Annotated in this window: 23 protein-coding genes and 1 tRNA gene; 6 read left to right on the top strand and 18 right to left on the bottom strand. The window is 64.9% G+C overall.

Translation table 11 applies throughout. From position 1 onward, the window contains the following. Positions 1-155 precede the first annotated feature (155 nt). Together pnp and rpsO are read right to left on the bottom strand one after the other, a co-directional pair. On the bottom strand, positions 156-2,318 hold the full coding sequence (pnp, locus tag U858_RS0109520) for a polyribonucleotide nucleotidyltransferase (protein WP_025136928.1): 2,163 nt from the start codon (positions 2,316-2,318) through the stop codon (positions 156-158). Between the two features lie 90 nt (positions 2,319-2,408). Then, positions 2,409-2,678 carry a 30S ribosomal protein S15 gene (gene rpsO, locus U858_RS0109515; protein WP_006223612.1) on the bottom strand — a complete coding sequence of 90 codons (270 nt, stop codon included), beginning with the start codon at positions 2,676-2,678 and terminating at the stop codon, positions 2,409-2,411. A gap of 271 nt (positions 2,679-2,949) precedes the next feature. Here rpsO and U858_RS0109510 point away from each other — a divergent pair, with 271 nt between their 5' ends. Beyond that, positions 2,950-3,468: a hypothetical protein gene (locus U858_RS0109510; protein ID WP_025136927.1), complete on the top strand. Its 519-nt coding sequence runs from the start codon at positions 2,950-2,952 to the stop codon at positions 3,466-3,468. A gap of 67 nt (positions 3,469-3,535) precedes the next feature. Here the strand turns inward: U858_RS0109510 and pssA are convergent, their stop codons facing one another. The 4 genes from pssA to U858_RS0109490 all read right to left on the bottom strand — a co-directional run bounded on the left by pssA (position 3,536) and on the right by U858_RS0109490 (position 7,853). Continuing rightward, on the bottom strand, positions 3,536-4,309 hold the full coding sequence (pssA, locus tag U858_RS0109505) for a CDP-diacylglycerol--serine O-phosphatidyltransferase (protein ID WP_025136926.1): 774 nt from the start codon (positions 4,307-4,309) through the stop codon (positions 3,536-3,538). 181 nt (positions 4,310-4,490) lie between these two features. After that, positions 4,491-5,507, bottom strand: a complete 1,017-nt coding sequence (gene ilvC / locus U858_RS0109500; protein WP_025136925.1) for a ketol-acid reductoisomerase — start codon at positions 5,505-5,507, stop codon at positions 4,491-4,493. A gap of 74 nt (positions 5,508-5,581) precedes the next feature. Beyond that, on the bottom strand, positions 5,582-6,073 hold the full coding sequence (ilvN, locus tag U858_RS0109495; RefSeq protein ID WP_006217868.1) for an acetolactate synthase small subunit: 492 nt from the start codon (positions 6,071-6,073) through the stop codon (positions 5,582-5,584). Between the two features lie 10 nt (positions 6,074-6,083). Then, positions 6,084-7,853: an acetolactate synthase 3 catalytic subunit gene (locus tag U858_RS0109490; protein ID WP_255358781.1), complete on the bottom strand. Its 1,770-nt coding sequence runs from the start codon at positions 7,851-7,853 to the stop codon at positions 6,084-6,086. Between the two features lie 520 nt (positions 7,854-8,373). Here U858_RS0109490 and U858_RS0109485 point away from each other — a divergent pair. Then, the gene (locus U858_RS0109485) at positions 8,374-10,596 is read left to right on the top strand and encodes an FUSC family membrane protein (protein ID WP_025136923.1); all 2,223 of its coding nucleotides are present in this window, start codon (positions 8,374-8,376) and stop codon (positions 10,594-10,596) included. 73 nt (positions 10,597-10,669) lie between these two features. Here the strand turns inward: U858_RS0109485 and yaaA are convergent, their stop codons facing one another. From yaaA to U858_RS0109470, 3 genes are all read right to left on the bottom strand, one after another. Then, entirely contained in the window at positions 10,670-11,440 is a 771-nt protein-coding gene (gene yaaA / locus U858_RS0109480; RefSeq protein WP_025136922.1) for a peroxide stress protein YaaA, read from the bottom strand. Between the two features lie 14 nt (positions 11,441-11,454). Continuing rightward, on the bottom strand, positions 11,455-12,237 hold the full coding sequence (locus U858_RS0109475) for a 3-hydroxybutyrate dehydrogenase (RefSeq protein ID WP_025136921.1): 783 nt from the start codon (positions 12,235-12,237) through the stop codon (positions 11,455-11,457). Between the two features lie 149 nt (positions 12,238-12,386). After that, positions 12,387-13,658 carry a cation:proton antiporter gene (locus U858_RS0109470; RefSeq protein WP_025136920.1) on the bottom strand — a complete coding sequence of 424 codons (1,272 nt, stop codon included), beginning with the start codon at positions 13,656-13,658 and terminating at the stop codon, positions 12,387-12,389. 251 nt (positions 13,659-13,909) lie between these two features. Here U858_RS0109470 and U858_RS0109465 point away from each other — a divergent pair. Then, positions 13,910-14,000: transfer RNA gene (locus tag U858_RS0109465), tRNA-Ser, on the top strand. A gap of 75 nt (positions 14,001-14,075) precedes the next feature. Here U858_RS0109465 and U858_RS0109460 read toward each other — a convergent pair. From U858_RS0109460 to U858_RS0109445, 4 genes are all read right to left on the bottom strand, one after another. After that, complete coding sequence (locus U858_RS0109460; protein WP_025136919.1) at positions 14,076-15,704, bottom strand: methyl-accepting chemotaxis protein; 1,629 nt, start codon at positions 15,702-15,704, stop codon at positions 14,076-14,078. Between the two features lie 385 nt (positions 15,705-16,089). After that, complete coding sequence (locus U858_RS0109455; RefSeq protein WP_025136918.1) at positions 16,090-17,067, bottom strand: tripartite tricarboxylate transporter substrate binding protein; 978 nt, start codon at positions 17,065-17,067, stop codon at positions 16,090-16,092. A 118-nt stretch (positions 17,068-17,185) separates the two neighbouring features. Further along, positions 17,186-18,094 carry a dihydrodipicolinate synthase family protein gene (locus U858_RS0109450; RefSeq protein ID WP_025136917.1) on the bottom strand — a complete coding sequence of 303 codons (909 nt, stop codon included), beginning with the start codon at positions 18,092-18,094 and terminating at the stop codon, positions 17,186-17,188. A gap of 14 nt (positions 18,095-18,108) precedes the next feature. Beyond that, positions 18,109-19,236 carry a mandelate racemase/muconate lactonizing enzyme family protein gene (locus tag U858_RS0109445; RefSeq protein WP_025136916.1) on the bottom strand — a complete coding sequence of 376 codons (1,128 nt, stop codon included), beginning with the start codon at positions 19,234-19,236 and terminating at the stop codon, positions 18,109-18,111. Between the two features lie 157 nt (positions 19,237-19,393). Between U858_RS0109445 and U858_RS0109440 the strand changes: the two genes are divergently transcribed. Next, the gene (locus U858_RS0109440) at positions 19,394-20,257 is read left to right on the top strand and encodes a LysR family transcriptional regulator (RefSeq protein WP_025136915.1); all 864 of its coding nucleotides are present in this window, start codon (positions 19,394-19,396) and stop codon (positions 20,255-20,257) included. Here U858_RS0109440 and U858_RS0109435 read toward each other — a convergent pair. Next, positions 20,254-21,453 (bottom strand): amidohydrolase family protein, encoded by a 1,200-nt coding sequence (locus U858_RS0109435; RefSeq protein ID WP_025136914.1) that lies wholly within the window; start codon positions 21,451-21,453, stop codon positions 20,254-20,256. The two genes, U858_RS0109440 and U858_RS0109435, sit on opposite strands and share 4 nt — an antisense overlap. Before the next feature lie 55 nt (positions 21,454-21,508). Further along, positions 21,509-21,709, bottom strand: coding sequence for a hypothetical protein (locus U858_RS33635; RefSeq protein ID WP_042884660.1), 201 nt, complete (start codon positions 21,707-21,709; stop codon positions 21,509-21,511). Between the two features lie 190 nt (positions 21,710-21,899). On the opposite strand from U858_RS33635, the gene U858_RS0109425 reads away from it, so the two are divergent. Together U858_RS0109425 and U858_RS0109420 are read left to right on the top strand one after the other, a co-directional pair. Next, positions 21,900-22,403 (top strand): PmgT domain-containing protein, encoded by a 504-nt coding sequence (locus U858_RS0109425; RefSeq protein WP_025136913.1) that lies wholly within the window; start codon positions 21,900-21,902, stop codon positions 22,401-22,403. A gap of 304 nt (positions 22,404-22,707) precedes the next feature. Beyond that, on the top strand, positions 22,708-23,049 hold the full coding sequence (locus tag U858_RS0109420) for a virulence factor (RefSeq protein WP_025136912.1): 342 nt from the start codon (positions 22,708-22,710) through the stop codon (positions 23,047-23,049). 253 nt (positions 23,050-23,302) lie between these two features. Here U858_RS0109420 and U858_RS34745 read toward each other — a convergent pair whose 3' ends face one another. The 3 genes from U858_RS34745 to U858_RS0109410 all read right to left on the bottom strand — a co-directional run bounded on the left by U858_RS34745 (position 23,303) and on the right by U858_RS0109410 (position 26,579). Beyond that, positions 23,303-23,551: a hypothetical protein gene (locus tag U858_RS34745; protein ID WP_081821581.1), complete on the bottom strand. Its 249-nt coding sequence runs from the start codon at positions 23,549-23,551 to the stop codon at positions 23,303-23,305. A gap of 298 nt (positions 23,552-23,849) precedes the next feature. Continuing rightward, positions 23,850-25,196, bottom strand: a complete 1,347-nt coding sequence (gene serS / locus U858_RS0109415; RefSeq protein ID WP_025136911.1) for a serine--tRNA ligase — start codon at positions 25,194-25,196, stop codon at positions 23,850-23,852. Between the two features lie 42 nt (positions 25,197-25,238). Further along, a complete protein-coding gene (locus U858_RS0109410; RefSeq protein WP_025136910.1) occupies positions 25,239-26,579 on the bottom strand; it encodes a replication-associated recombination protein A in 1,341 nt (446 codons plus the stop codon). Between the last annotated feature and the right edge of the window lie 84 nt (positions 26,580-26,663).

Below are 26,663 nucleotides of genomic sequence, written 5' to 3'. Positions count from 1 at the left end.
TCGGCGCTCGTCTCGTACGCGCAAGACTTTACCGTAAGGCGCGCGAAGATGGGAGATGCCGGAGATACCAAGACGAAAGAAGATGAATCAAGCTGGCGACCGGCAATAAAAAACGGCGCCTCGCGGCGCCGTTCTCGACAAGCTTGCAGCAGGCCTTATTCGGCTTGCGGCTCGGCTTGCGGGGCAGCTTCGGGTGCGGCAGCGGGTTGCTGCTGCTCGATGCCGCCGATGGCCTTGATGGACAGGCGCAGGCGGCCCTTGTCGTCGGCCTCGATGACCTTGACGCGGACTTGCTGGCCGACCTTCAGCACATCGTTGATGTTCGCGATGCGGTAGTTGGCGATTTCCGAGATGTGCAGCAGGCCGTCGCGGCCCGGCAGCACTTGCACGATGGCGCCGAAGTCCAGCAGACGCAGGACCGAGCCTTCGTAGATCTGGCCCACTTCGACGTCGGCAGTCAGCTCGACGATGCGGCGCTGGGCTTCTTTGGCCTGCGCTTCGTCGACGCTGGCGATCACGATCGTGCCGTCGTCGGAGATGTCGATCTGGGTGCCGGTTTCTTCGGTCAGCGCGCGGATGGTAGCGCCGCCCTTGCCGATCACGTCACGGATCTTCTCGGGGTTGATCTTGATGGTCAGCATGCGCGGAGCGAAAGCCGACAGCTCGCCACGCGAACCGTCCAGCGCTTCCTTCATCTTGCCCAGGATGTGCAGGCGGCCTTCGCGGGCTTGCGCCAGCGCCACTTGCATGATTTCCTTGGTGATGCCCTGGATCTTGATGTCCATCTGCAGTGCGGTGACGCCGTTTTCGGTGCCCGCGACCTTGAAGTCCATGTCGCCCAGGTGATCTTCGTCACCCAGAATGTCGGTCAGCACGGCGAACTTGCCGCCGTCCAGGATCAGGCCCATGGCCACGCCGGCCACGTGATCCTTGACCGGCACGCCGGCGTCCATCATGGCCAGCGAGCCGCCGCAGACCGAAGCCATCGACGACGAGCCGTTGGACTCGGTGATTTCCGAGACGATGCGGATGGTGTACTGGAAGTCTTCCGGGGCCGGCAGCAGCGGAATCAGCGAGCGCTTGGCCAGGCGGCCGTGGCCGATTTCGCGGCGCTTGGGCACACCGATGCGGCCCGTTTCGCCGGTGGCGAACGGAGGCATGTTGTAGTGCATCATGAAGCGGTCACGGTACTCGCCCATGAGCGCGTCGATGATCTGTTCATCTTGCTTGGTGCCCAGCGTGGCCACGACCAGCGCCTGGGTTTCACCACGGGTGAACAGGGCGCTACCGTGTGCGCGGGGCAGCACGCCCAGACGCACGCTGATCGGACGCACGGTGCGGGTGTCGCGACCGTCGATACGCGGTTCGCCGTTCAGGATCTGGCCGCGGACGATGGCCGATTCCAGCGAGAACATGATGTTGTCGACGGTGACGGCGTCAGGCAGCGACTCGCCCTTTTCAGCAGCGGCGGCGGCCAGCTTGGCCGACACGTCGGCCGACACTTCACGCAGCTTGGCGGTGCGAGCCTGCTTTTCGCGGATCTGGTAGGCGGCGTTCAGGCCTTCCTGGGCAGCCGAGGTCACGGCGGCGATCAGGGCGTCGTCCTTGGCAGGCGCTTGCCAGTCCCAATCGGGCTTGCCGGCGTCCTTCACGAGTTCGTGAATGGCGTTGATCACGGCCTGCATCTGCTCGTGGCCGTAGACCACGCCGCCCAGCATGATTTCTTCGGACAGCTGTTGGGCTTCCGATTCCACCATCAGCACGGCGTTTTCGGTACCGGCAACCACCAGGTCCAGCTTCGAGGACTTCAGCTGCGAGGCGGTGGGGTTCAGCGCGTATTGGCCGTCGATGTAGCCCACACGGGCGGCACCGATGGGGCCATTGAACGGGATGCCCGAGATGGCCAGCGCGGCCGAGGCGCCGATCATGGCGGCGATGTCGGGATCGATTTCAGGATTGACCGACAGCGTGTGGATGACCACCTGGACTTCGTTGTAGAAGTCTTCGGGGAACAGCGGACGCAGGGGACGGTCGATCAGGCGGGAGGTCAGCGTTTCCTTTTCGGACGGCTTGCCTTCGCGCTTGAAGAAACCACCGGGGATACGGCCCGCGGCGTAGGTCTTTTCAATGTAGTCGACGGTCAGCGGGAAAAACGTTTGACCCGGCTTGGCCTTCTTGGAAGCCACGACAGTGGCCAGGACGACGGTGTCCTCGATCGACACCACAACGGCGCCGGAGGCCTGGCGAGCGATCTCGCCAGTTTCCAGGACGACCGTATGCTGGCCGTATTGGAACGATTTTGTCACTTTGTTGAACATGACGATTATTCCTTACAAATGAAAAACCGTGGCCGTCGCGACATACGTCGCACCGACCACGGTTGCGTCATGGGGAGCCAGCCCCGTCGATCACTTACGCAGACCGAGTTTTTCGATCAGTGCGCGGTACGAATCGGGATTGCGGCCCTTGAGATAGTCGAGCAGCTTGCGGCGACGGCTGACCATACGCAGCAGACCGCGGCGCGAGTGATGGTCCTTCATGTGTTCTTTGAAGTGACCGGTCAGTTCGTTGATACGGGCGGTGAGCAGAGCCACCTGAACTTCGGGGGAGCCGGTATCGCCTTGAGCGCGTTGGAACTGCGCAACGATATCGGATTTCTTGATGTCAGCTACAGACATTGATGACCTCTTCGGACATGCGACAGGGCCGAGGCGCCCTGACGTGGTTTGGAAAAATTCGCGGCTGGCCAAGCTTTTAATTGCGTTCTCACTGCAGCTTGCCGGCGCAAAGCATCGTGCACAGTCACCTTGCAAAACTGCCACGCAAAGTCGATGCACGCGATAAAGCTCGATGATTATAGCTGATTCGCTAGAATTACCCCAGTGGCGGCGCAAGGCCTCCTGTCCAGCGACCGCCCCCGCCCCTGCCGGCGGCAAGAGGAGCAACAATATGTCAAAACGTTACAACTTTGCCCGCATCACCCTGGCCGCTGCCGCCCTGGCCAGCCTGGCTGCCTGCGCCAATCTTGCCCAGGTCGCCCCCGGCACGCCCCTGGCCGACGTGCAGGCCCAGTTCGGCACCCCCAACTTCGAATGTCCGCAGGCCGGCGGCGGGCGCCGCGTCATCTGGACGCAACAGCCCATGGGCCAGTACGCCTGGGGCGCCAACGTCGGCACCGACGGCCGCGTCGACCGCGTCCTGCCGCTCCTGACCGACGCCCACTTCAAGGTGCTGGAACAGGGCCAGTGGGGACCAGACCGCGTGCGCTGCGAATTCGGCCCGCCCGCCCGCATCGAAGAAGCCGGCCTGGGCGAAAAGCGAGAAGTCGTGTGGTCCTACCGCTACAAGGAAAACGGCGTCTGGAATTCGCTGATGTACGTGTACATGGGCCGCGACGGCAACGCCATGACCCACTTCCACCCGGGGCCGGACCCGATGTACGACGATGACCGCTTCATGTGGCGCTGACCCGTCATTGATCCCCCCATGAAAAACCCGCCGGAAGGCGGGTTTTTCATTCGTAGCGGCGTGCGGATCAGGACGACTGGCTGCGGCGTTCCTGTTGCAGGCGGCGCGCGCGGTTCCAGCGCCAGGCCCAGATGACCCAGCCCGAAAAACCGTAAAGCACGAACAGGCCGAACAGCACCACTGGGGGATCGCTGGACACGAACACGAACACCGCCACCACCAGCAAGATGCCCCAGAACGGCACGCTACGGCCCAGCGCAAAGCTCTTACCGCTGAAGAACGGCGCATTCGACACCATGGTGATGCCGGCGTACATGGTCAGCGTGAACGCCACCCAGGCCATCACGCTGTCATGGATGGGCAGCTTGTTGTCCACGGCCAGCCAGACAAAGCCGGCCACCAGCGCCGCCGCCGCCGGGCTGGGCAGCCCCTGGAAGTAGCGCTTGTCGACCACGGCAATATTGGTATTGAAGCGCGCCAGGCGCAGCGCGGCGCCCGCCACGTACACGAACGCGGCCAGCCAGCCCCAGCGGCCCAGGTCGTTCAATATCCATTCGTACATGACCAGCGCTGGCGCAACGCCAAACGAGGTCATGTCCGACAGCGAGTCATACTGTTCGCCGAACGCGGACTGCGTATTGGTCAGGCGAGCCACCCGGCCGTCCATGCCGTCCAGCACCATGGCCACGAAAATGGCGATGGCGGCGACCTCGAAGCGGTTGTTCATGGCCTGCACCACGGCATAGAACCCCGCGAACAAGGCCGCGGTGGTAAATGCATTGGGCAGCAGGTAAATGCTTCGGTGGCGGTTCTCGGAATCGCGCATGGAAAAATTGGGCATAGTCTCAATTACTTACGACAGACATTGAAAGGTTAACTCATCTAGCCGACAAGCGGGCCGCAGCAAGGGCCATGCCTGGCTCGATAAGTCCCCCAACCCCGAAAATAAAAGCGGCATGCCCTCGCAGGCATGCCGCTTCGACCCGTGCGCGCGGGGCCAAAGCCCCGCGCAGATGCCACGATCAGTTCTTGGACTTGTCCACCAGCTTGTTGGCGGCGATCCAGGGCATCATGGCGCGCAGCTTGCCGCCCACTTGCTCGATCTGCGATTCCGCGTTGATGCGGCGGCGCGAGGTCAGCGTCGGGGCGCCGGCGGCGTTTTCCAGGATGAAGCGCTTGGCGTATTCGCCGTTCTGGATGTCCGTCAGGCACTGGCGCATGGCCTTGCGGGTGTCGTCGGTGACGATCTTCGGGCCCGTTTCGTACTCGCCGAATTCGGCGTTGTTCGAAATCGAGTAGTTCATGTTGGCGATGCCGCCTTCGTAGATCAGGTCGACGATCAGCTTCAGTTCGTGCAGGCACTCGAAGTACGCCATTTCGGGCGCGTAGCCGGCGTCCACCAGCGTGTCGAAACCGGCCTTGATCAGTTCGACGGTACCGCCGCACAGCACGGCCTGTTCGCCGAACAGGTCGGTTTCGGTTTCTTCGCGGAAGTTGGTCTCGATGATGCCGGCACGGCCGCCACCGTTGGCGCTGGCGTACGACAGGGCCACGTCACGGGCGGCGCCCGACTTGTCCTGGTACACGGCCACCAGGTGGGGCACGCCGCCACCTTGCTTGTACGTGTTGCGCACCGTGTGGCCGGGGGCCTTCGGGGCGATCATGATGACGTCGATGTCTTCGCGCGGCACGACCTGGCCGTAGTGCACGTTGAAACCGTGGGCGAAAGCCAGCGCGGCGCCAGCCTTGATGTTGGCGTGCACTTCCTTGTTGTAGACCGAAGCGATGTTCTCGTCGGGCAGCAGCATCATGACGATGTCGGCCGTCTTGACGGCGTCAGCCACTTCCTTGACTTCCAGGCCGGCGTTGGCGGCCTTGTTCCACGAGGCGCCGCCCTTGCGCAGGCCGACGATGACCTTCACGCCCGATTCATGCAGGTTCTGCGCGTGCGCGTGACCTTGCGAACCGTAGCCGATGATGGCAACGGTCTTGCCTTTGATGAGGGAGAGATCGCAGTCTTTGTCGTAGAAAACTTTCATGTTGTGCTCCAGATTCCAGTATTTGGATATTCGATGGGTTCAGATGTAGGGTGCGGCTTGGCCTGGAAGGCCGGTCAAATCTTCAAAATCCGTTCACCGCGGCCGATGCCGGACACGCCGGTGCGTACGGTTTCAAGGATGGCACTGCGGTCCAGGGCTTCCAGGAAGGCCTGTACTTTTTCCTGCACCCCGGTCAATTCGATGGTGTAGGACTTGTCGGTCACGTCGATGATGCGGCCGCGGAAGATATCGGCCATGCGCTTCATCTCTTCGCGTTCCTTGCCGACTGCGCGCACCTTCACGAGCATCAGCTCGCGCTCGATGTGGGCGCCTTCGGTCAGGTCCACGACCTTGACCACGTCAACCAGGCGGTTCAAATGCTTGGTGATCTGCTCGATGACTTCATCCGAGCCGGTCGTGACGATGGTCATGCGCGACAGCGTGGCGTCTTCGGTCGGCGCCACGGTCAGGGTCTCGATGTTGTAGCCCCGCGCGGAGAACAGGCCCACCACGCGCGACAGCGCGCCGGGTTCGTTCTCGAGGAGGACGGAAATCACGTGCTTCATGGGGGCCTCCTTACAGGTCTTCAGAGCCAAGCAGCATTTCGGTCAGCCCGCGGCCGGCCTTGACCATCGGCCACACGTTTTCGGTGCGATCGGTGATGAAGTCCAGGAAGACCAGGCGGTCCTTGTGCTTCTTGAAGGCTTCGCGCAGCGCCGGCTCGACATCCGCCGGGCGTTCGATGCGCAGACCCACGTGGCCATAGGCCTCGGCGACCTTGACGAAGTCGGGCAGCGAATCCATGTACGACTCGGAATAGCGCGAGCCGTAGTCGATCTGCTGCCACTGCCGGACCATGCCCAGGAAGCGGTTGTTCAGGCAGACGATCTTGGGCGTCAGGCGGTACTGGGCGCAGGTCGACAGTTCCTGGATGTTCATCTGGATCGACGCTTCGCCGGTGATGACGGCAATGTCATGCCCCGGATTGGCCATCTGCACGCCCATGGCGTACGGCAGGCCCACGCCCATCGTGCCCAGGCCGCCGGAATTGATCCAGCGGCGCGGCTTGTCGAACTTGTAGTACTGCGCCGCCCACATCTGGTGCTGGCCCACGTCGGACGTGACGAAGGCGTCGCCGCCGGTCACTTCCCAGAGCTTTTCCACCACGTACTGCGGCTTGATGACTTCGTCCGAGTTGGCGAACTTCAGGCATTCCTTGCCGCGCCAGGTCTCGACCTGCTCCCACCACTTGGTGATGGACGCCGGCTTGTGTTCGGCGGCGGCGACCTCGTACTGGGCGCTCAGGTCGGCCAGCACATCCTTGACGTTGCCGACGATCGGGACGTCCACGCGCACGCGCTTGGAAATCGACGACGGGTCGATATCGATATGGATGATCTTGCGGGCGTTCTGCGCAAAGTGCTTGGGGTTGCCGATCACGCGGTCATCGAAGCGGGCGCCGATGGCCAGCAGCACGTCGCAGTGCTGCATCGCCATGTTGGCCTCGTACGTGCCGTGCATGCCGGGCATGCCCACGAACTGGCCGCTGCTGGCGGGGTAGCCGCCCAGACCCATCAGGGTGCTGGTGCAGGGCGCGCCCAACTGCGACACGAGCTTGTTCAGCTCGGGCGCGGCGTTCGACAGGATGACCCCGCCGCCGGTGTAGATCATCGGCCGCTCGGCGGCCAGCAGCATCTGCACGGCTTTCTTGATCTGCCCCTGGTGGCCCTTGTTGACGGGCGCGTAGGAACGCATCGAGATCTCGCCCTTGGGCGGGGTGTACTTGCACTGCGCGACGGTGATGTCCTTGGGGATATCCACCAGCACCGGGCCGGGACGGCCGGTACGCGCGATGTAGAACGCGCGGCGCATGGTTTCGGCCAGGTCCTTGACGTCACGCACCAGGAAGTTGTGCTTGACGCAGGGACGCGTGATGCCGACGGTGTCGCATTCCTGGAAGGCGTCCTCGCCGATGGCCGCAGTAGGCACTTGCCCGCTGATGATGACCATGGGGATGGAATCCATATAGGCGGTGGCAATGCCGGTGACGGCATTGGTCACGCCCGGCCCGCTGGTCACCAGGCAGACGCCGACCTTTTGCGACGAGCGCGAATAGGCATCGGCGGCGTGCACGGCGGCTTGCTCGTGACGAACCAGGATATGCTGAAATTTGTCTTGCTTGAAGATCGCGTCGTAGATGTAAAGCACTGCGCCGCCGGGGTAGCCGAAAACGTGTTCCACGCCTTCATCGGCCAGGCAGCGCACGACGATATCGGCGCCATTCAGTTCCATGTTGTATTTCCTTTCAGTACCGGCCCTGCAACCCTGACTGCTGCCCGCCCGGATACGGCGGCAACGGAACCCATACCGGCTACGACAACATGATCCGGCGCTTAGCGGCTCACGGAGCCACGCCACCCGGACACCTTGCCGACCCGGCACACGCTCGACAGAACGCAGTGCAAACGCCCCTGGGGGACGCTGGAGGTCGAAATGGAAGCCTTGGCAACACACGCTTGTGGCGCGGCCAACGGCAGGTGTAACTGCTGCAGGATGGCTGGGAGGTGACCCTGACCATCCGCCTCAACGCGCCGGTTTCGGATAGGCAGACCGGCGCAAGTGGAGCAATTTACCGCGTTGCGGCAAAGGTAGCAAATCGACGGTTTTCGGACCGTTGCGAGAAGGTTGCAGGGAAACTCCGTAACCATCTGACCCCAAAATGGACGACCCCCACGCCGCGCACGCTTCGCATGCTTGCTGCCCCCCAAGGGGGCTCTTTTCCCTTGGGGCGGCCCGGCGGGAAAAGCACTGCCGCTGATGCGGATCTATATACTTGTTTGGTCTTTCGCAATCGAACACGCGCCCCATGGATCTGCGCATTGCCAGCATTCGCCGCTTCCTCTACAGCCACTACTTCTTCGGCGGAGTGCGGCAGGGGGTGGGCATGCTGTTGCCGGTGCTGGTGCTGGGCGGGCTGTTCGGCCACTACACCACCGGCCTGGTCGCCACGTTCGGCGCGCAGTGCCTGGCCATCATCGACCAGCCCGGCGGCCCGCAGCGGCACCGCACCAACGAAATGCTGGGCGGCGCGGCGCTGGGCACGCTGACCGTCATCATCACCGGACTGGCCTCGACCCACCCCGTGCTGATCTGGCTGGTGGTCATTGCGCAGTGCTTCGTCTATTCCATGTTTACCGTGTTCGGCAAGCGCGGCGGCCTGATCGGCTTTGCCGGCCTGCTGCTGATGACGCTGACCATGCATTCGCCGCTCGAACCGCACGAGGTCCTGGCGCATGCCGCTGCCACCCTGGGCGGGGCGCTGTTCTACGTCGTCTTCAGCCTGGGGTTCTCGCGCCTGTTCTGGCTGCGCGAGGAACAACAGGCCATGTCGGTGGCGCTGTTCGCCACGGCCGACTACGTCGCCGCGCGCGCCGCCTTCTATGACGAAACCGCCGACCTGGACGAGGCCTACCGCAACCTGATCCAGCGCCAGTCGGTCATGACCGAAAAGCACCAGGCCGCGCGCGACATGGTGCTGCGCGCCCTGCCCCGCGGCAAGGGCATGGGCGACCGCCAGCGCGTGATGATCTGGAACATGTTCGTGGACATGCTGCAGCTGCTCGACACGCTGGTGGCCACGCACACCGACTACGCCGCGTTGCGCCGCGCGCTGGCCGGCAATGACTGCCTGATGTTCATGCGCGACGCGCTGGTGAAGATGTCGCTGGAACTGAACCGCATCGCGCTGGACGTGTCGCGCGGGCGCAAGGTGCAGTACCGCAGCAGCGCCAAGGCAGAATTGCGCGCCATCGAATACGAGATCGAACAGCTCAAGCAGCAGGGCCTGGGCGAACGCGAACCGGAAATGCTGGCCCTGATCGTGCAAGTGCTGCGGCGCCTGCGCAATTCCGCCCGCATCGTCGACCGCCTGGCCGACCACACCGCCGCCTCGCCACACGCCAAGCCCACCGATGTGCTGCGCATCAACAAGTCGCTGACCCGCTTCATCTCGCGCCAGGAATTCCGCTTCGGGCTGCTGACCAGCAACCTGCGGCTGGACTCGCCGCACTTTCGTTATGCGCTGCGCGTCACGGCCGCCGCCGCCATCGCCATGACGCTGGCCAGCCGCTGGCTGTCGCCCGCGTTCTCGGCGCACAACTACTGGATCATGCTGACCATCGTCATCATCATGAAGCCGGGCTTCGCGCTGACCCGCCAGCGCAACGGCTGGCGCCTGATGGGCACGCTGATCGGCTGCATCTGCGCCCTGCTGCTGTTCAACGTCACCGACCGGGCCGAACTGCTGTTCGCCGTGCTGCTGGCCGCCTGCATCATGGGCAACAGCCTGGTGCAGCTGAACTACATGGCCAGCGCCATCTTCAACACGCTCTTCGTGGTGCTCGTGTTCCACTTCGTCTCGCCCGGCACAGTGTCGATGGCGGTGATCGGTGAACGCGCCATCGACACGCTGCTGGGCTGCGCGCTGGCGCTGGTGTGCAGCTACATCCTGCCCTGGTGGGAAGCGCGCTACCTCAAGCCGCTGGCCGCGGCCGCCACGCGCGCCAACCGCGAATACCTGATGGCCGGCCTGCGCTACGTCGAAGCCATGCAGGCCAACGGCGCGCCGGTCGGGGCCAGCGCCGACGAGATTCCGGCCGTCACCGACGCCGACCTGGCCTGGCGGCTGGCGCGCAAGAACGTGCACATTGCGTTCAGCAATTTCGCCGAGGCCTTCTACCGCATGATGAGCGAGCCGAAATCGCACCAGGTCAGCGTGCCCGAACTGAACAACCTGCTGATCCAGAATCACGTGCTGGCCTCGCAGATCACCGCGGCCATCCCCATCCTGGCGGCCCTGCCCGCCACCCCCGAGGCCGTGCAGCAGGCGCTGACCGGCATGGTCGACCTGCTGGACGAAAACCGCGCCCAGCCGCCGTCCAACCTGCCCACCCAGTTCGACACCGAAGGCGAACAGGCGGCGCTGGTGTATCCGGTCAAGCAGATGCTGAAGGCGGCGCACATGATTCGCCAGGAACTCCACGCCCTGGCGGACCCGCAGCATGCGCCGCCGGTAGCAGCGCCGGCTTGAGATCAGGCTTCGCAGAAAACAAAACGCCGGCCTCGCAAGAGGCCGGCGCTTTTTTTACTGGGCTCGCACCCGCTCAGACCTTGCGGCGGAACACCAGCTTGTCCTCGGTGGAGGCCGAGGCGTCGAACTTGTAGCCTTCCAGGTCGAAACCATGCAGGCCTTCGGGCTTGGCGACCTTGTGCTGGATCGCGTAGCGCGCCATCAGGCCGCGCGCCCGCTTGGCATGGAAGCTGATGATCTTCCAGGCGCCGTTCTTCCAGTCCTGGAACACGCACTGCACCACGCGGGCCTTGAGCGCCTTCAGGTCGACCGACTTGAAGTATTCCTCGGACGCCAGGTTGACGATCACCGGTGCCTTCTGGCCGGCCTGCCGCTCGTTCAGGTAGTCGGCGATGCCGCTGCCCCAGTACTCGTACAGGTTCTTGCCCTTGGGCGTTGCCAGCCGCGTGCCCATTTCCAGGCGATACGGCTGCATCAGGTCCAACGGACGCAGCACACCGTACAGGCCGCTCAGGATGGCCACGTGCTCTTGCGCCCAGTCCAGCTGCTTGGCCGACAGGGTCGAGGCCTCCAGCCCTTCGTAGACATCGCCATTGAAGGCCAGCACGGCCTGGCGCGAATTGGCCTGCGTGAACGTGCGCTTCCAGTGCGCATAACGCTGCACGTTCAGCTCGGACAGGGCCGGGCTCAGGCTCATCAGGTCGGAGATATCGTCGGCGCTCTTGGTCTTGAGCACCTTGATCAGGCCGGCGGCCTGGTCCACGAACAACGGCTGGGTATGGGTCTCGACGTGCACGGGCGAGTCATAGTCCAGCTTCTTGGCGGGGGAAAGCAAAAACAGCATTCGAAGTTCCTTTATCAGCGCGCCGTCCAGCCGCCATCGACGGAAACGGTCGTACCAGTGATTTGCGCGGCAGCGTCGGACGCCAGGAAAACGGCGGTGCCGCCCAATTGCTCGGGCGTGACGAACTGCAGCGACGGCTGCTTTTCGCTGAGCAGGTCGCGGGCGGCGGTTTCCTGGTCGACGCCATTCTTTTCGGCCAGCGCCGAGATCTGCTTTTCAACCAGGGGCGTACGCACCCAGCCCGGGCAGATGGCGTTGGCGGTGATGCCTTGCCCGGCGGTTTCCAGGGCCGTCACCTTGGTGAAGCCCACCACGCCGTGCTTGGCGGCCACGTAGGCCGACTTGTTGGCCGAGGCCACCAGGCCATGCGCCGACGCGATGTTGATGATGCGGCCGAAGCCCTGCTTTTTCATGTGCGGCAGGGCCGCTGCGGTGCCGTGGAACACGGCCGACAGGTTCAGCGCCAGGATGGCGTCCCACTTGTCGGCGGGAAAATCCTCGATCAGCGCGGTGTGCTGGATGCCGGCGTTGTTGACCAGGATGTCGATGCGGCCGGCCTGGCGCACGGCGTTGTCGATCAGGCCGCGCACGGCATCGCCCTTGGACAGGTCGGCGCCGTCGTACAGCACCTTGACGCCATGCTGGGCCGCCAGGGCCGCGCGCAGCTTCTCGATTTCGGCGGCATCGCCAAAGCCGTTCAGGACGATATCGGCGCCTTGCTGGGCCAGGGCCGTGGCGATACCCAGGCCGATCCCGCTGGTGGAACCGGTGACGACTGCGACTTTTCCTTTGAGCATAGATATTCTCCTGTGGCGGGGCGCGGAATGCGGGCGGCGGCCGAAACGCGCCGGCCGGCGCCGCGGGCGAAACACGGGCTGAAAAAACAGCGTCAAGTGTAGCTGCCCGGCAAGGTGCCAATCATGCCATGCCCCCACGGCCCGCGGGGTCAAGCGGCGGGTTTGTCCGGTTGCGGCCGAGCCGGCTGCGCGCCCTGCCCTGCCGGCGGCGGCTCGGCGCCGGGCGGCGGCGAACCAGGCTCGGATTCGGATTCGGCCGCAGGTTCCACGACCGGCAGATCCGCCATGCCGCCCAGCCGCTCGGGCACGCGTTCGAGCAGCTTGATGAGAATGGGCACCACGCCCATCGATATCGCCACCACCACGGCCAGCACGTCGCGCTGGTCCAGGTCCATCAGGTGGTTGCTCCAGGCCTCGTTGAAGATCGCGAAACTGAATTCGCCGCCCTGCGCCAGCACCATGGCGAACAGCAGGCGGTGATACCGCGGCAGCCCCAGGAAGCGGGCGAAGGCGTAGAGCACCCCCGCCTTGACCAGCAGCAGCGCCGTCACGCCGGCCAGGATGAAGGCCCAGTGGTCCGCCACTACGTGCAGGTTCACGGACATGCCGATGGCCACGAAGAACAGCCCCAGCAGCAGGCCCTTGAAGGGATCGATGGCCCGTTCCAGTTCGTCGCGGTAGCGCGACTCGGCCATCAGCACGCCGACCAGGAATCCGCCCAGGCCCGCCGACAGCCCCGCATAGTTGAACAGCTGGGCCGTGCCGATCACCATCAGCAGCGCCGCCGCCGTGAACAGTTCGTTCACCTGGGCCTTGGCGGCCCAGCCCAACAGGCGCAGCCGATAGGCCACGGCCACCACTGCCACCGCGATCAGGGCTTCCTTGAAGGACGGTTCGGACGCGCTGCCCGCCCCCAGCAGGCCGGCCGCGACCAGCATGGGAATCGCCGCCATGTCCTGGAACAGCAGCACCCCCAGCGCCGACCGGCCCATCGGGGTGCGCGTCAGCCCGCGTTCGTCCAGCAGCCTCAGGGCCACGGCGGTCGACGACAAGGCCAGCGACAGCCCGCACAGCACGGCCGCCTGCCACTCCATGCCCGCCAGGTGGCGCAGCGCCGCGCCGAACACCAGCCCCAGCAGCAGGCCGCACGCCAGCATCTGCAGCGACCCCAGCGCGAACACCTCGCGGCGCATGGCCCACAGCCGCCTGGGCGCCAGTTCCAGGCCGATGATGAACAGCATCATCACCACGCCCCACTGCGACACATTGACCATGTCGCCCACGTCGGTCACCAGCTTCAGGCACGACGGCCCCACCAGTACCCCGGCCAACAGGTAGCCTGGGATGGCCCCCAACCCCAGCCGCTGGGTCAAGGGCACGCACAGGACGGCGGCGAGCAACAGGATGAGGATCAGGTTCATCGGGGCCAGGCGACGGGGACGAGACAGTCCGATTCTGCGCAAAGAATGCCCGCCGCGAAAGCCGATGAAACTCCCTGTAGCCGACGAAACCGAGGGGCTTTACACAAATTATTTTTTTGCTGTAGAATTGCGGGCTTCGCTGCTCCGACAACGCAGATTCTTCCGACCAGGGATCTGATTGTGAAAGGAAACGCGCTGATGGCCTAAACCCCATTTGCGCAAGACCAGACGCCGTTACGGAATCCAGCCACGGAGAGGTGGCAGAGTGGTCGAATGTACCTGACTCGAAATCAGGCGTACGGTATCCCCGTACCGTGGGTTCGAATCCCACCCTCTCCGCCAGTATTCCAAAAAGGCCAATCCCTCGGGATTGGCCTTTTTCTTTCTCAGCCCAACGCCCGCAGGCGCTGGACAGACTCAGTACGCCGCGATTCGCAGCGCGGGGCCCGACGGGTGGTCGGTCGACCCCGTGGAAGCCAAAGCTGGCCGACCCGCCACCTGGCTGCCGCCCGGCAGCTTGAACGCGCTGACGGCTCGCGTGAGTTCCGCCGCCTGGTCCTGCATGGAACCTGCCGCCGCGGCGGCCTCTTCCACCAGCGCGGCATTCTGCTGCGTCACCTCGTCCATTTGAGACACGGCGCGGTTGACCTGCTCGATGCCGTCGGCCTGCTCGGCAGAGGCCGCGGCGATCTCGCCCATGATGTCGGTCACGCGCTGCACCGAACTCACGATTTCCTGCATCGTCGCCCCTGCCCGCTCCGCGCTGCCCGAGCCCTGGCGAATCTTCGAAACCGTGTCTTCGATCAGGACCTTGATTTCCTTGGCCGCCTGCGCGCTGCGCTGCGCCAGGGTGCGAACCTCGGCCGCGACCACGGCAAAGCCCTTGCCTTGCTCGCCGGCCCGCGCCGCTTCCACCGCGGCGTTCAAGGCCAGGATGTTGGTCTGGAAGGCAATGCCATCGATCACGGAAACGATATCGGCGATCTTGACCGAGCTGGCCGAGATCGCGCTCATCGTGCTGACGACCTCGGAGACGGTGGCGCCGCCCCGAGATGCCGTGTCCGACGCCGCCGCGGCAAGCTGGTTCGCCTGCTTGGCGCTGTCGGCATTCTGCTTCACGGTGGACGACAGCTCTTCCATGGACGCGGCGGTCTCTTCCAGCGACGCCGCCTGCTGCTCCGTACGGGAAGACAGATCGGTATTGCCCGCCGCGATTTCACCGGAGGCGGACGCGATGCTGTCGACACCGGTGCGGATCCTGGCGACGGTGCCCACCAACGTGGCATTCATGGATTGCAGCGCCAGCATCAGCTGGCCGATCTCGTCGCGCGAGGTCACGCTGATGGCGCTGGTCAGATCGTTGGCGGCCACCGTGCGCGCCACGCGCACCGCCTGGGACAACGGCCGGGTAATGCCGCGCGTCAGCAAGACCGCCAGCAGCAAGCCGCTGACGACCGCGATGGACCCGATGGCGATCATCCAGAAATTGGCTACCCCATAAGCGCTCTCGATCTCGGCGCCCTGGGCATCGATGTCGGCACGCTGCAGATTGGACAGCTTCGTGATCTGGTCGATGAACTGGCGCGTGGCCGGCAGGAACTCCTGCGTGAAGATCTTGTTGGCAGCCTCGACATTGCCTTCCTGCTTGGCCTTGAAGATGCCATCGCGCGTACGCAGGTATTCCGCCCGCGATTTGCCGATGCCTTCCCAGAGCTGCCGCTCTTCGGCGCTTTCGATCATCGGCTCGATCTTCTGCTGCAACGCTGACGAATTGCGCGTGGACGTGGCGGCCTCTTCCGCGAAGAAGCCAGCCAGGCTGGCGTCGGCGCTCTTGGCGATCGCGGTGGTGCGGGTAACGCCCGTCTGGATATTGCGGGCCCAATCGTTGATCAGGCGCTCTTTGATCAGCGACCGCTGCGTGACGGTCTCGACCGATGCGTTGATGTTGGCCAGGCTCACCAGCCCCACGATGCACATCGTGAGAATCATGGCCAGCAAGACGGCAAATCCACCCGCCAGGCGGGTTCCAAGCTTCAAGTTATTCATACTGCCTCCAGCTACCACCCAGGCAGGATCGAAGGCGTGTTCCGGCGGTTGCAGTGGCATCGCATGAAACTGCGCTGCCAATGTCGACCAGATGCCCGCAAGCCCTGGATGGTCCGCCCCTAAATAGTAGTCATCATGCGTCAAGGAAAATGCCGCCGGAGAGTTCGAATTCGAGGGCTCTCGCGAGGGTCCCGATGATGCTAGCAGTCCAGATTTCGCCGACATCCGGCGAAATGCAGACCTATTTGACGGAAGTTCCCCTGTTTGCCTCATCCGCCCCGGCGGGCGAGCGCCCATCTTGCATCCGCCGGCCTGCCCGCACGTTGACGGCGCGCAAGAAAAAGGCGGCCCGACGGGCCGCCTTGCTCATCGATGCCGCGCCCGCTCAACCTTCGGCCACGATCTTCGCGTCCTGGATGGTCTTGGCGTATTTGCGCTGTTCGTCGCGCATGAAATCGGCAAAGCGCTGCACGCTGCCGCCGCCATCCTCGGCCCCGACCTGCACCAGCCTTTCCTGCACATCGGCCATGGCCAGCACCCGGTCGATGTCCTGATTCATGCGCTGGACCATGGCGGCGGGCATCTTGGCCGGGCCGACCATGCCGAACCAGATACTGGCTTCGAACCCGGGATAGCCTTGCTCGGCCACGGTGGGCACGTTGGGCTGGCTTTTGGAGCGCTGCTGCAAGGTCTGCGCCAGCGCCATCACCTTGCCCGACTGGATCAGCGGCGTGGCGGTGGTCATGCCTTCGAAGCAATACTGCACATGACCGCCCATCAGGTCGTTCATCAACGGCGCCGACCCCTTGTAGGGCACATGCAGCACATCGATGTTGGCGCGCGCCTTGAAGATTTCCAGCGCCAGGTGCTGGGCCGAACCGCTGCCCGCGGACCCGAAGATGATCTTGCCCGGCTGGGCCCGGCACAACGCCACCAGGTCCGGCAGAGTCTTGGCGGGCTGGTCCGCGCCGCCGATCAGCAGCGTGGGGGTCTTGCCCACCAGTGCGATGGGCGAGAAATCCCGCTCGGCGGAATAGCCCAGCTTGGGCTGCAGGCCCGGCGCGATGCCGTGGCTGTTCACGTGGGCCATCAGCAGCGTGTTGCCGTCGCCTTGCTGGCGCGCCACCTGCTCGGCCGCGATGATGCCGGCCGCGCCCGCGCGGTTTTCGACGATCACCGGAATACCCCACATCACGCCCAGTTTCTGGCCCAACAGGCGCGCCAGCACGTCCGTGCCCCCGCCCGCCGGAAACCCCACCACGATCTTGACGGGGCCGGGCGGCAAATCCTGCGCCCGCGCCGACGGCAGGACGAGCGCCGCCCCCAGCGCCGCGGCGCCGGTAATGAAATGCCTACGTTGCATGCTTGTCTCCTCGCGCGCCGGGTTCATGCCCGGCGACTGTTTAAGTAAGCCCTGCTTGCCGCCCGCCAGGCCAGCCGCGATGCGGCGTGCCTCTCGAGCGGCTTGTCCTGCCTGTGACTTAAACCACCGGCGCCGCCAGGCGCTGTGCCAGCTGCGCCGCCTGCGCGTCGGTCAGCTCCACCAGCGGCGGCCGCACCGTTGCCCACACAGGATCGTTGCGCCGCTGCGCGATCGCGGCCTTCATGGCCGGAATCATCGGATACGCCTGGAAAATGGCGCGGGTTTCATTCAACGCGCGTTGCCGGTCTTCGGCACCGGCCTCCTTCCATGAGCGGTACAGCGCCACGATGGGACCGGCGTTGACATTGCCGGTGGCGGTGATGCAGCCGGCGCCGCCCGCCCGCATCGTCTCCAGCAACACGGTTTCGGTGCCCGCGAACACGTCAAAGCCACGCGGCTGGAAGTCGCGCAGCATGGCCTGGGTATTGGCCCAGTCGCCCGAGCTGTCCTTGATGCCGGCGACGATGCCGGGAAATTCGCCCAACAGGCGGTCGATCAGCCCCAGGCTGATGGGCACGCCCGACACCGGCGGGATGTGATACAGATAGATGCGCAGGCGCTCGTCGGCCACCCGCTCGATCACGTGTGCAAACGCGCGGAACAGGCCTTCGTCGCTGACGCCCTTGTAGTAGAAAGGCGGCAGCATCAGCACCCCGCCGCAGCCGGCGTTGACCGCGTGGCGGGTCAGCTCCACCGCGTCGGGCAGCGCGCACGCGCCGGTGCCCGGCATCATGCGCGCGGCCGGCAGGCCCGCATCCAGCAAGGCATCGAGCAGGTGGCGCTTTTCGGCCACGCTGAGCGAATTCGCCTCGGAGTTCGTACCGAAGATTGCCAGCCCCGCGCCCTGCTCCAGCAGGCCGCGGCAGTGCCCGACAAAGCGCGGCGCGCTGGGCGACAGGTCTGCGTTGAATGGCGTAAGGACCGGGGAATACACGCCTTGCGGACGGTCCGCGGCTTGGGTGCTCATGAATGCTCTCCTCGTCAGCGGCCGATGCGGGTCCACTTGCCGTAACGCTCGACCATGCGTTCGTCGAAACCGAATCCCAGGCCGGGTTCCTGGTGCAGCACCACGCGGCCTTCCTTATGGGTCAGTTGACGGTCCACCAGCTTGCGGAAATTCAGGACCTGATCGTCCCAGAAAAACTCAACATAGCGCGCATTGGGCGTGGCGGCCACCAGCGGCGCGTGCACATCGTGGAACCAGTGCGGGCACACCACCACGCCATAGCTGGCGGCCGTGGCGGCGATGCGCTTCCATTCGGTAATGCCGCCGCACACCGCCGCATCGGTCTGCAGGATGCCGGCAGCCCCCTTGTCCAGCAGTTCCTTGTGGTACCAGCGGCCATAGCCGATCTCGGCCGTGGCGATGGGCAGGTGCGTCAGGCGCGCCAGCTTGGCGTGGCTGTCGATGTCGTCCGGGCCGAACGGCTCTTCGATGAAATACGGTTCGTATTGCTCGAAGCGGCGGATGTACTGCATGGCCTGGGTCACGTCCTGCCAGGCGTTGTTGCAGTCCATCATCAGTTCCACGTCCGGCCCCACGGCTTCGCGCGCGGCCTTCAGGCGCGCTTCTTCTTCGCGCGGCGACAGGCGGCCCGTCTTCATCTTGACGGCCTTGAAGCCCTTGGCGACATAGCTGGCCATTTCCTCGCCCAGGTGCTGCGGCGTCTTGCCGTCCAGGTAGTAGCCGCCGCTGGCATAGGCCGGCACGGTTTCAAGTTCCATCGCGCCCAGGAATTTGTGCAGCGGCAGGCCGGCGCTCTTGGCGTTCAGGTCCCACAGGGCGATGTCCAGCGCGCTGAGCGCGCGCATCACCGTGCCCTGGCGCCCTTGCAGCAGCGCTTCCTGGTACATGGCCTGCCACAGGCCTTCGACCGCGTGCGAATCGCGGCCCAGCAGCACGGGCGCCAGCAGGCTCTGCACCGCGGCTTCGAAGATCGCGCCCCCGGCGCTGCCGACGTAGCAAAAGCCGATGCCCTCCACCCCATCGGCGCTGCGGACCTTGACCAGGCCGTAATGGCGGGTGGAGACGGTGCGGTTCGAGAACGAAGTGACCTTGTCCAAGGGCACCGCGGCGGCGCAAACGTCGATGGATTCAATGATGGGCACGGCTGGCTCCTGATAAGGGAATAGTGCGGGTTACGCCGCCGGCGCGCTTTGCGCCGGCGCAACGCTGAACCGCATTCTTGCCCTCTGCAAAGAAACAAACAATTATCTTGAACCATCTTTAGAATATGGAAAAAACATCTTTCAAGAGCGTGTGCCGATGGATTCGAGATTTCTGCAGACCTATGTACACGTGGTGGAGCTGGGTTCCATCGCGCAGGCGGCCCGCCACCAGGGCCTGACGCCTGCCACGGTTCAGCAGCGGCTGCGCGCGCTGGAAGCGGACATGGGCAGCGCACTCATCGCCCGGTCGGGCCGCACCGTCAAGCCCACCGCGGCCGGCACCCGCATCCTGGAACGCGCCCGCAACGTGCTGCGTGACCTGCGCGACCTGCGTTCGGCCGCCACCGAATCGGACCTGCCCGCCGGCCCGCTGCGCCTGGGCGCCACGCCCACCGCCCTGACCGGCATCATGCCGCCCGTGCTGCGCACCTGGGCGGCGCGCCATCCGCATATCGAGATCTACATCGAACCGGCGCCCACCACCCTGCTCTACAGCAAGGTGCTGGCCGGCGAACTGGACGGCGCGCTGCTGGTGCACCCCATGTTCACGCTGCCGAAATCCTGTGTCTGGCGCGACCTGCGGCGCGAGCCGCTGGTGCTGGTGACGCCGGTGGACATGGTGGTGGACGACCCGCTGGCCGTGATCGCGCGCGAACCCTATATCCGCTACGACCGCAGCGTGGTGGGCGGCCGCATGGCCGATGACTACCTGCGCGCCCGCAACCTGCGCCCGCAGGTACGGTTCGAGCTGGACGGCATCGATTCCATCGCCAAGCTGGTATCGGAAGGATTGGGCGTGGCGCTGTTGCCCGATTGGGCCACCACGGGCGCATCGACCGCGCCCGTCAAGCGGTGGCCGCTGCCCGCGCCCTGCCCCACGCGCACGGTCGGCGCGATCTGGCCGCGTTCGGGCGTGCGCTCGGAATTGATGCGGGCGTTCGTAGAACTGGCCGAACGCTAGGCCGCCGCGTCGCCTAACAATTGGCCATGGCGCGCCACGACGCGGCCGCCTGACACCACCAGACGGCGCGGCGCGCGTTGCGCCACAGCTTCGGCCACACCGCTGGCCTGCACCAGCACCAGGTCGGCGCGCGCGCCCGGCGTCAGTCCGTAGTCGGCAAAGCCACAGGCGCGGGCCGCGCTGGCGCTGACGCAATCAAACGCCCATTGCACTTCGTCGTCGCGGCGCAGGTCGTTGCGCAGGCCGATCATCATGGCGCGCGCCAGCATGTCGGGGCTGCCATAGGGCGTCCAGGTATCGCGGATGCCGTCGTTGCCGCCAAAGATCGTGACGCCGGCCTCGCGACAGGCGCGCACTGCCGGCACGGGACGCGACGGCGGCGCCGTGGTCAGCACGGCCACGTCCAGCGTGGCCATGCGCTTGAGCAGGCCGTCCAGACGCTTGGCATCGACCCCGCCCAGACAGAATGCATGGCTGATGACGACCCGGCCGGCCAGGCCCAGGGCCTGCGTGCGATCCAGGATCAGGTCGAGCGTGAAGGCGCCCAGGTCGCCGGGCTCGTGCAGATGGATATCGATGGGTTTGCCATGCTTGTCGGCCAGCCCGAACAGCACGTCCAGCGACTGCGCCGGGTCGCGGTCGATGGCGGACGGGTCCAGCCCGCCCAGCACGTCGGCGCCTTGCGCCAGCGCCTCGTCCAGCAACGCCGCGGTGCCGGGCCGGATCAACAGACCCGACTGCGGAAACGCCACGGTCTGGATTTCCACCAGTCCGGCCAGCGCCTGGCGGGTCTGGTGCACGCCGTCCAGATGGCGCAGCCCGGCATCGGTATCGACGTCGACATGGCTGCGGATTCGGGTCGTGCCTTCGCGCAGGAAGGCCAGCGCCAGGGCCCGCGAATGCGCGGCAGCATCATGGCCACTGGTGGCGCGCCAGGCACGTTCATTGTCGATGCGGTCGGTCAGGGCTGGCCCCACCTGGTTTACGTACCAGGGCGAATCCCAGGTGGTCTTGTCCAGATGGGTATGCCCTTCCACCAGGCCGGGCAGGAGCAATGCGCCTTCACCGGACTCTCGCGGCACCTCGGCAGGCGCTTGCAGGTTGGGGCCGATGCGTTCGATACGGCCGCGGCTTACCAGCACGTCGGCCGCGGTGCCGTCAGGCAGGCGAACGTTGTTCAACAACAGGTCAGTCATGGAAGCGTCCTTGACGCGCAGTGCAGGCGATGCGCGGCGCCAGGGCCGCGCCGGCTCAGGCTTGCTGCGGCGGTTCGATCCAGAAGAAACGCTGTCCCTGGCGAATCATGTCGGCCACGCCTTCGGCGCCCAGGCGATAGTCGGTACCCATGAGCGTGGCGCCGCCGTCTTCATGGATATGGATGACGGCCAGCGGGTCGGAGGCCATGGTGTACCAGTAGTAACCGGGCTTGAGATCATGCAGGTCTGTGTTCATGGTTCGAGTATACAAACAACGCCCGGGCGTATTCAAAAAGACACACAATTAACCCTTTGCCTGACATGGCGGCGACGACGCGTCATACTGTTCGTGCGAGGCTTCATAAAGCCCGCCATGTTGGCACGCGTCGACTCGGCCGCAGCATCATTAGCGCGCAAGCGTTGATCGTGAGGGGAACAGCGAGCGTATGAAAAGGCAGGCACTTCAATTCAGCGAGCCGCTCAAGCAAGCCATCCTGGACGGCTATAAGGTGCAAACCCGGCGCATCGTCAAACCGCAGCCCACCAAGCTCACCACCGCCTGGTATGCGGATGCATCCGATTCCGGGAAATGGGTCGCCATGGGGCCCGCCAAGGACGGCTCGGCAGAACTGCGCAAGACCTCGCCATGGGTCAGTTGCCCGTATGGAAAATCGGGCGAGAGCATTATCCTCACCGACGAATTGGGCAAACCGTTCGCCACCGCGGTCGTGGTCGGCGTACGCATCCAGCGCCTGCAGAAACTGTCGGACGCCGACGCCCGCGCCGAAGGCACGCAAGCGCTCTATCAATCGTCCGCGCTCTTGCCCGGGGTGCCATTGCAAACAGCGTTTGCCTTGACCTGGTGCGAACGCTACGGCGCTCATGCCTGGGCCGCCAATCCCTGGGTCTGGGTCGTGGAATTCCGCTGCCAGCAACCCGGCGAGGCCTGACCCGCCCCCAGGGCAGGCGTACCGGTGTTGTCATCACGGGAATCGCCACGCCCCGATGGTGACTGCCTGTAACCCCGCCTCGGGACGTCAAGGCATTCCACCGTATTTCAGTCGATTTCAACTGCGGGTTTACCAGAGCGGGACGGATCTGCGGCAACGCAACAAGCGGATCGCCAGGCGCGCGGCAACCGTTGCGGATTGTCGCTATTGAGGCAGGCCCGCTTACCCACGCAGAACCGAAAAGACCGAAAATGGTCCTAACGAATACTCAACTTTGCTGCGTCACGCAGTAGGCAGGTGCAACATGAAAAAATGGCTAATCGCAGGTGTGGGTGCAGCGGGTCTGCTGATCTCCAGCGTCGCGTTGGCTCGCGTGGACGTCGGGATCTCCATCGGCGTGCCCGGGGTGGTCTACCCGGCCCCGGTGTATGTCGCCCCCGCCCCCGTCTATGTGGCGCCGGCGCCGGTCTACGCGCCGCCGCCCCCGGTCTATTACCGTCCGGCGCCCGTCTACGTCGCGCCCCCGGTGGTGTACCCCGCCCCGGTCTACATCCGCGGCGGCGGCTACTGGCGCGGCCATGGCCACGGCTACTACCGCGGCCCCGGCCCGGGTTATTACCACGGCCGCGGCGACTGGCGCCGTTGATGCCTCGCCGGCAGGCCCTGCCGGCGTACCCTGCAAAACAAAGGCCACTCTAGCGAGTGGCCTTTTTTTCTGCGGGGCAATTTCCGGTACCCCGGAGAAAGCGTGTCAGGCTGCGGGAGCCTGGACGGGTTTGCCTGCCGAGACGACAGGCGGATGCTGCGGCGCCGGGGTGGGCTTGCCATCAGCCCAACGCGACGATTCCTGAACAAGATCGATCCAGCGGCGCGGCGCACTCGACGCCCGCCACCAGCCATTATGCGGACGCATGAGCAAACTCCGGTTCACCATTGAAACGCACACCATTGATTTCTTCAAACAATTGCCGGCTTTCCTGTTCTGCTTCGTGCAAGCTTGCGAACGGTACCTGTCCCGGTACCGTCCAGCATTTTTCCGGTGCGGTTCCGCCTACGCGGCGAGTCCATATCTGCACGCGGAAGCCCTGCTCGTCATCTTGAGCCACAGAGCATCTCACACGAAAATCTCCAATCATTCTTGAAGTCATGGACAACTCCTTGTTATATAAGTGAATGAAGCGTGTAGAACGCATGCGTATTGTGCCGTAACTATCTGGCCCTTTTATTGAAAATACACAATTGCTCACATCAAAATCAAGCACTCACGCGTTGAGCATAATCTCCCAACAAGTCAGAAATATGTCTCGATGATAGGCAGCCGGGGTTATTCGCTCCATCCGCCTTGTGGCGTATGGCGCGCGTCGGGACAAGTCATTCATTGCCAGCGGCAATAAAAAAACGGAGCCGAGGCTCCGTTTTTTTATTCTGCAAATACCTCGACAGGCGTCAGGGCTTCAATACCGTCAGGCCGCCCATGTACGGCTGCAGCGCTTCGGGCACCACGACGCTGCCATCGGCTTGCTGGTGGTTTTCGAGCACGGCCACCAGCGCGCGGCCCACGGCCAGGCCGGAACCGTTGAGCGTGTGCACGTATTCCGGCTTGCCCTGGGCGTTGCGGAAACGCGCCTGCATGCGGCGGGCCTGGAAGGTTTCGCAGTTGGACACCGACGAGATCTCGCGCCAGGTGTTCTGTGCCGGCAGCCAGACTTCCAGGTCGTACGTCTTGGCCGAGCCGAAACCCATGTCGCCGGTGCACAGCAGCACCACGCGGTACGGCAGGCCCAGCAGCTGCAACACGCGTTCGGCGTGACCGACCATGTCTTCGAGCGCTGCGTAGGACTGATCCGGTTGCGTGATCTGCACCATTTCGACCTTGTCGAACTGGTGCTGGCGGATCATGCCGCGGGTATCGCGGCCGCCGCTGCCGGCTTCGGAACGGAAGCACGGCGTGTGGGCGGTGAGCTTGAGCGGCAGGTCGGCGGCAGCCTGGATGGTGTCGCGCGCCACGCTGGTGAGCGTGATTTCCGAGGTGGAAATCAGGTATTGGTCTTCGCGCACGAAGGGTTTGCCGTGCTCGTCGACCTTGGGATCGTCGTCGCCGCCGCCCTTGGACACGGCGAACATGTCGTCCTTGAACTTGGGCAGCTGGCCGGTGCCGTACAGCGTCGAAGCGTTGACGATGTACGGCGTGTAGCACTCGGTGTAGCCGTGGGTGCCGGTCTGCAGGTCCAGCATGAACTGCGACAGGGCGCGGTGCAGGCGGGCGATGGGGCCGCGCATGAACGAGAAACGCGCGCCCGACAGCTTGGCGGCCATGTCAAAATCCAGGCCCAGCGGTTCGCCGATGGCCACGTGGTCGCGGGCCTCGAAGGCCAGCGGCTGCGGATTGCCGTCGGCGCCGGCAGCGGCGGGCAGCCAGCGGCGGACTTCGACGTTGTCGTCAGCCGATTCGCCCAGCGGCACGCTGGCGTGCGGCAGGTTCGGCACCGACATCAGCAGCTCGTTCAGCGGCTGCTGCAAGGAGGCCAGTTCCTCTTCCAGCTGCTTCAGGCGTTCGGGCACGGCCTGCGATTCCGCCATGACGGCGCTGGCGTCTTCGCCCTTGGCCTTGAGCTGACCGATCTGCTTGGCCAGCGCGTTGCGGCGGGCCTGCAGGGATTCGGTTTCGGTCTGGACGGCCTTGCGGCGAGATTCCAGCTCGTTGAACCGTTCCGTGTCGAAGGACACGCCACGGCTCTTGAGGCGGTCTACGACGGTTTGCAGGTCTTTGCGCAGCAGTATCGGGTCTAGCATAGTGGTGTCGGTGAGGTTGCGAGAAGCAACGGGCGGCGCCCGTTACCGTTTCTTGGCACGTTCTTCTGCGTCCAGCTGGCGCAGAAATGCCAACTTTTGCTGGATTTTAGCCTCCAGGCCGCGATCGGTCGGCCGATAGAAGGACGGATTGAGCCCATCGGGGAAATATTGCTCGGCCGCGGCGTAGCCATGGGGCTCGTCGTGGGCGTAGCGGTAGGCCTTGCCATGCCCCAGTTGCTTCATGAGCTTGGTGGGCGCATTGCGCAGGTGGATGGGCACCGGCGCGCTGCCGTGCTCGGCCGCGAACTTGCGGGCCTGGTTATAGGCGTTGTAGACGGCGTTGGACTTGGCCGCGCAGGCCATGTAGACCACCGCCTGGGCCAGCGCCAATTCGCCCTCGGGCGAACCCAGCCGTTCGTAGATGTCGGCGCCGTTCACGGCCAGGTCGGTGGCGCGCGGGTCGGCCAGGCCGATATCCTCGACCGCCATGCGCACCAGCCGTCGCGACAGGTATTTCGGGTCGGCGCCGCCGTCGATCATGCGGCAGAACCAGTACAGCGCGGCGTCGGGGTTGGAGCCGCGCACGGACTTGTGCAGCGCGCTGATCTGGTCGTAGAAGGCGTCGCCGCCCTTGTCGAAGCGCCGCAGGTTCTGCGACAGCGAGATTTCCAGCCACTCGGCATCGACCGTGTCGCGGCCGGCGGACTGGGCGGATTCGGCCACCACCTCCACGGCGCTGATGAGCCGACGCGCGTCGCCGTCGGCCCAGGCCGCGAGTTGTTCGCGCGCATCGGGTGCGATGTGGATCCTGGCGTCGTCTTCCAGGCCATCGTTGAGCGCTTCGGCGGCACGGTCGACCAGTTGCTGCAGTTCTTCGGCGGTGAGCGACTGCAGCACGTAGACGCGGGCGCGCGACAGCAATGCGGAATTGACCTCGAACGAGGGGTTTTCCGTGGTCGCGCCGATGAAGGTGAACAGGCCGCTTTCCACGTAGGGCAGGAAGGCGTCCTGCTGGGCCTTGTTGAAGCGGTGCACTTCGTCGACGAACAGGATGGTGCGGCGGCCCTGCCCTTGCGCCACCTGGGCCACCGTGACCGCTTCGCGGATGTCCTTGACTCCGCCCAGCACGGCCGAAATGGCGATGAATTGGGCGTCGAAGCCGTCGGCCATCAGGCGCGCCAGCGTGGTCTTGCCCACGCCGGGCGGCCCCCAGAAGATCATGGAGTGCGGGCGGCCGGATTCGAAGGCGACGCGCAGGGGCTTGTCGGGGCCCAGCAGGTGCGACTGGCCGACCACGTCGGCCAGCGAACGCGGGCGCAGGCGTTCGGCCAGGGGCACATAGGGCCGATGCGCAGGATCGGCCGCGAAGAGATCGTTGCTCATTGGCAGCAGATGGGGGAAGACGGCAAGGAAATCAAGCCAGTATTACACCATGCCGGACCGGTCGCCTGCCGCGGGCCGGGGGCT

The organism is Achromobacter sp. DH1f (assembly GCF_000633435.1).
In the GTDB taxonomy this organism is placed as follows: Bacteria; Pseudomonadota; Gammaproteobacteria; order Burkholderiales; family Burkholderiaceae_B; genus Achromobacter; species Achromobacter deleyi.
This window is presented reverse-complemented; position numbering and strand designations above follow the sequence as displayed.

Coding starts and splice junctions, on each gene's coding strand:
- pnp (WP_025136928.1), bottom strand. CDS start 2,318: ATGTTCAACAAAGTGACAAAATCGTTCCAATACGGCCAGCATACGGTC.
- rpsO (WP_006223612.1), bottom strand. CDS start 2,678: ATGTCTGTAGCTGACATCAAGAAATCCGATATCGTTGCGCAGTTCCAA.
- U858_RS0109510 (WP_025136927.1), top strand. CDS start 2,950: ATGTCAAAACGTTACAACTTTGCCCGCATCACCCTGGCCGCTGCCGCC.
- pssA (WP_025136926.1), bottom strand. CDS start 4,309: ATGCCCAATTTTTCCATGCGCGATTCCGAGAACCGCCACCGAAGCATT.
- ilvC (WP_025136925.1), bottom strand. CDS start 5,507: ATGAAAGTTTTCTACGACAAAGACTGCGATCTCTCCCTCATCAAAGGC.
- ilvN (WP_006217868.1), bottom strand. CDS start 6,073: ATGAAGCACGTGATTTCCGTCCTCCTCGAGAACGAACCCGGCGCGCTG.
- U858_RS0109485 (WP_025136923.1), top strand. CDS start 8,374: ATGGATCTGCGCATTGCCAGCATTCGCCGCTTCCTCTACAGCCACTAC.
- yaaA (WP_025136922.1), bottom strand. CDS start 11,440: ATGCTGTTTTTGCTTTCCCCCGCCAAGAAGCTGGACTATGACTCGCCC.
- U858_RS0109475 (WP_025136921.1), bottom strand. CDS start 12,237: ATGCTCAAAGGAAAAGTCGCAGTCGTCACCGGTTCCACCAGCGGGATC.
- U858_RS0109470 (WP_025136920.1), bottom strand. CDS start 13,658: ATGAACCTGATCCTCATCCTGTTGCTCGCCGCCGTCCTGTGCGTGCCC.
- U858_RS0109460 (WP_025136919.1), bottom strand. CDS start 15,704: ATGAATAACTTGAAGCTTGGAACCCGCCTGGCGGGTGGATTTGCCGTC.
- U858_RS0109455 (WP_025136918.1), bottom strand. CDS start 17,067: ATGCAACGTAGGCATTTCATTACCGGCGCCGCGGCGCTGGGGGCGGCG.
- U858_RS0109450 (WP_025136917.1), bottom strand. CDS start 18,094: ATGAGCACCCAAGCCGCGGACCGTCCGCAAGGCGTGTATTCCCCGGTC.
- U858_RS0109440 (WP_025136915.1), top strand. CDS start 19,394: ATGGATTCGAGATTTCTGCAGACCTATGTACACGTGGTGGAGCTGGGT.
- U858_RS0109435 (WP_025136914.1), bottom strand. CDS start 21,453: ATGACTGACCTGTTGTTGAACAACGTTCGCCTGCCTGACGGCACCGCG.
- U858_RS33635 (WP_042884660.1), bottom strand. CDS start 21,709: ATGAACACAGACCTGCATGATCTCAAGCCCGGTTACTACTGGTACACC.
- U858_RS0109425 (WP_025136913.1), top strand. CDS start 21,900: ATGAAAAGGCAGGCACTTCAATTCAGCGAGCCGCTCAAGCAAGCCATC.
- U858_RS0109420 (WP_025136912.1), top strand. CDS start 22,708: ATGAAAAAATGGCTAATCGCAGGTGTGGGTGCAGCGGGTCTGCTGATC.
- U858_RS34745 (WP_081821581.1), bottom strand. CDS start 23,551: ATGACTTCAAGAATGATTGGAGATTTTCGTGTGAGATGCTCTGTGGCT.
- serS (WP_025136911.1), bottom strand. CDS start 25,196: ATGCTAGACCCGATACTGCTGCGCAAAGACCTGCAAACCGTCGTAGAC.
- U858_RS0109410 (WP_025136910.1), bottom strand. CDS start 26,579: ATGAGCAACGATCTCTTCGCGGCCGATCCTGCGCATCGGCCCTATGTG.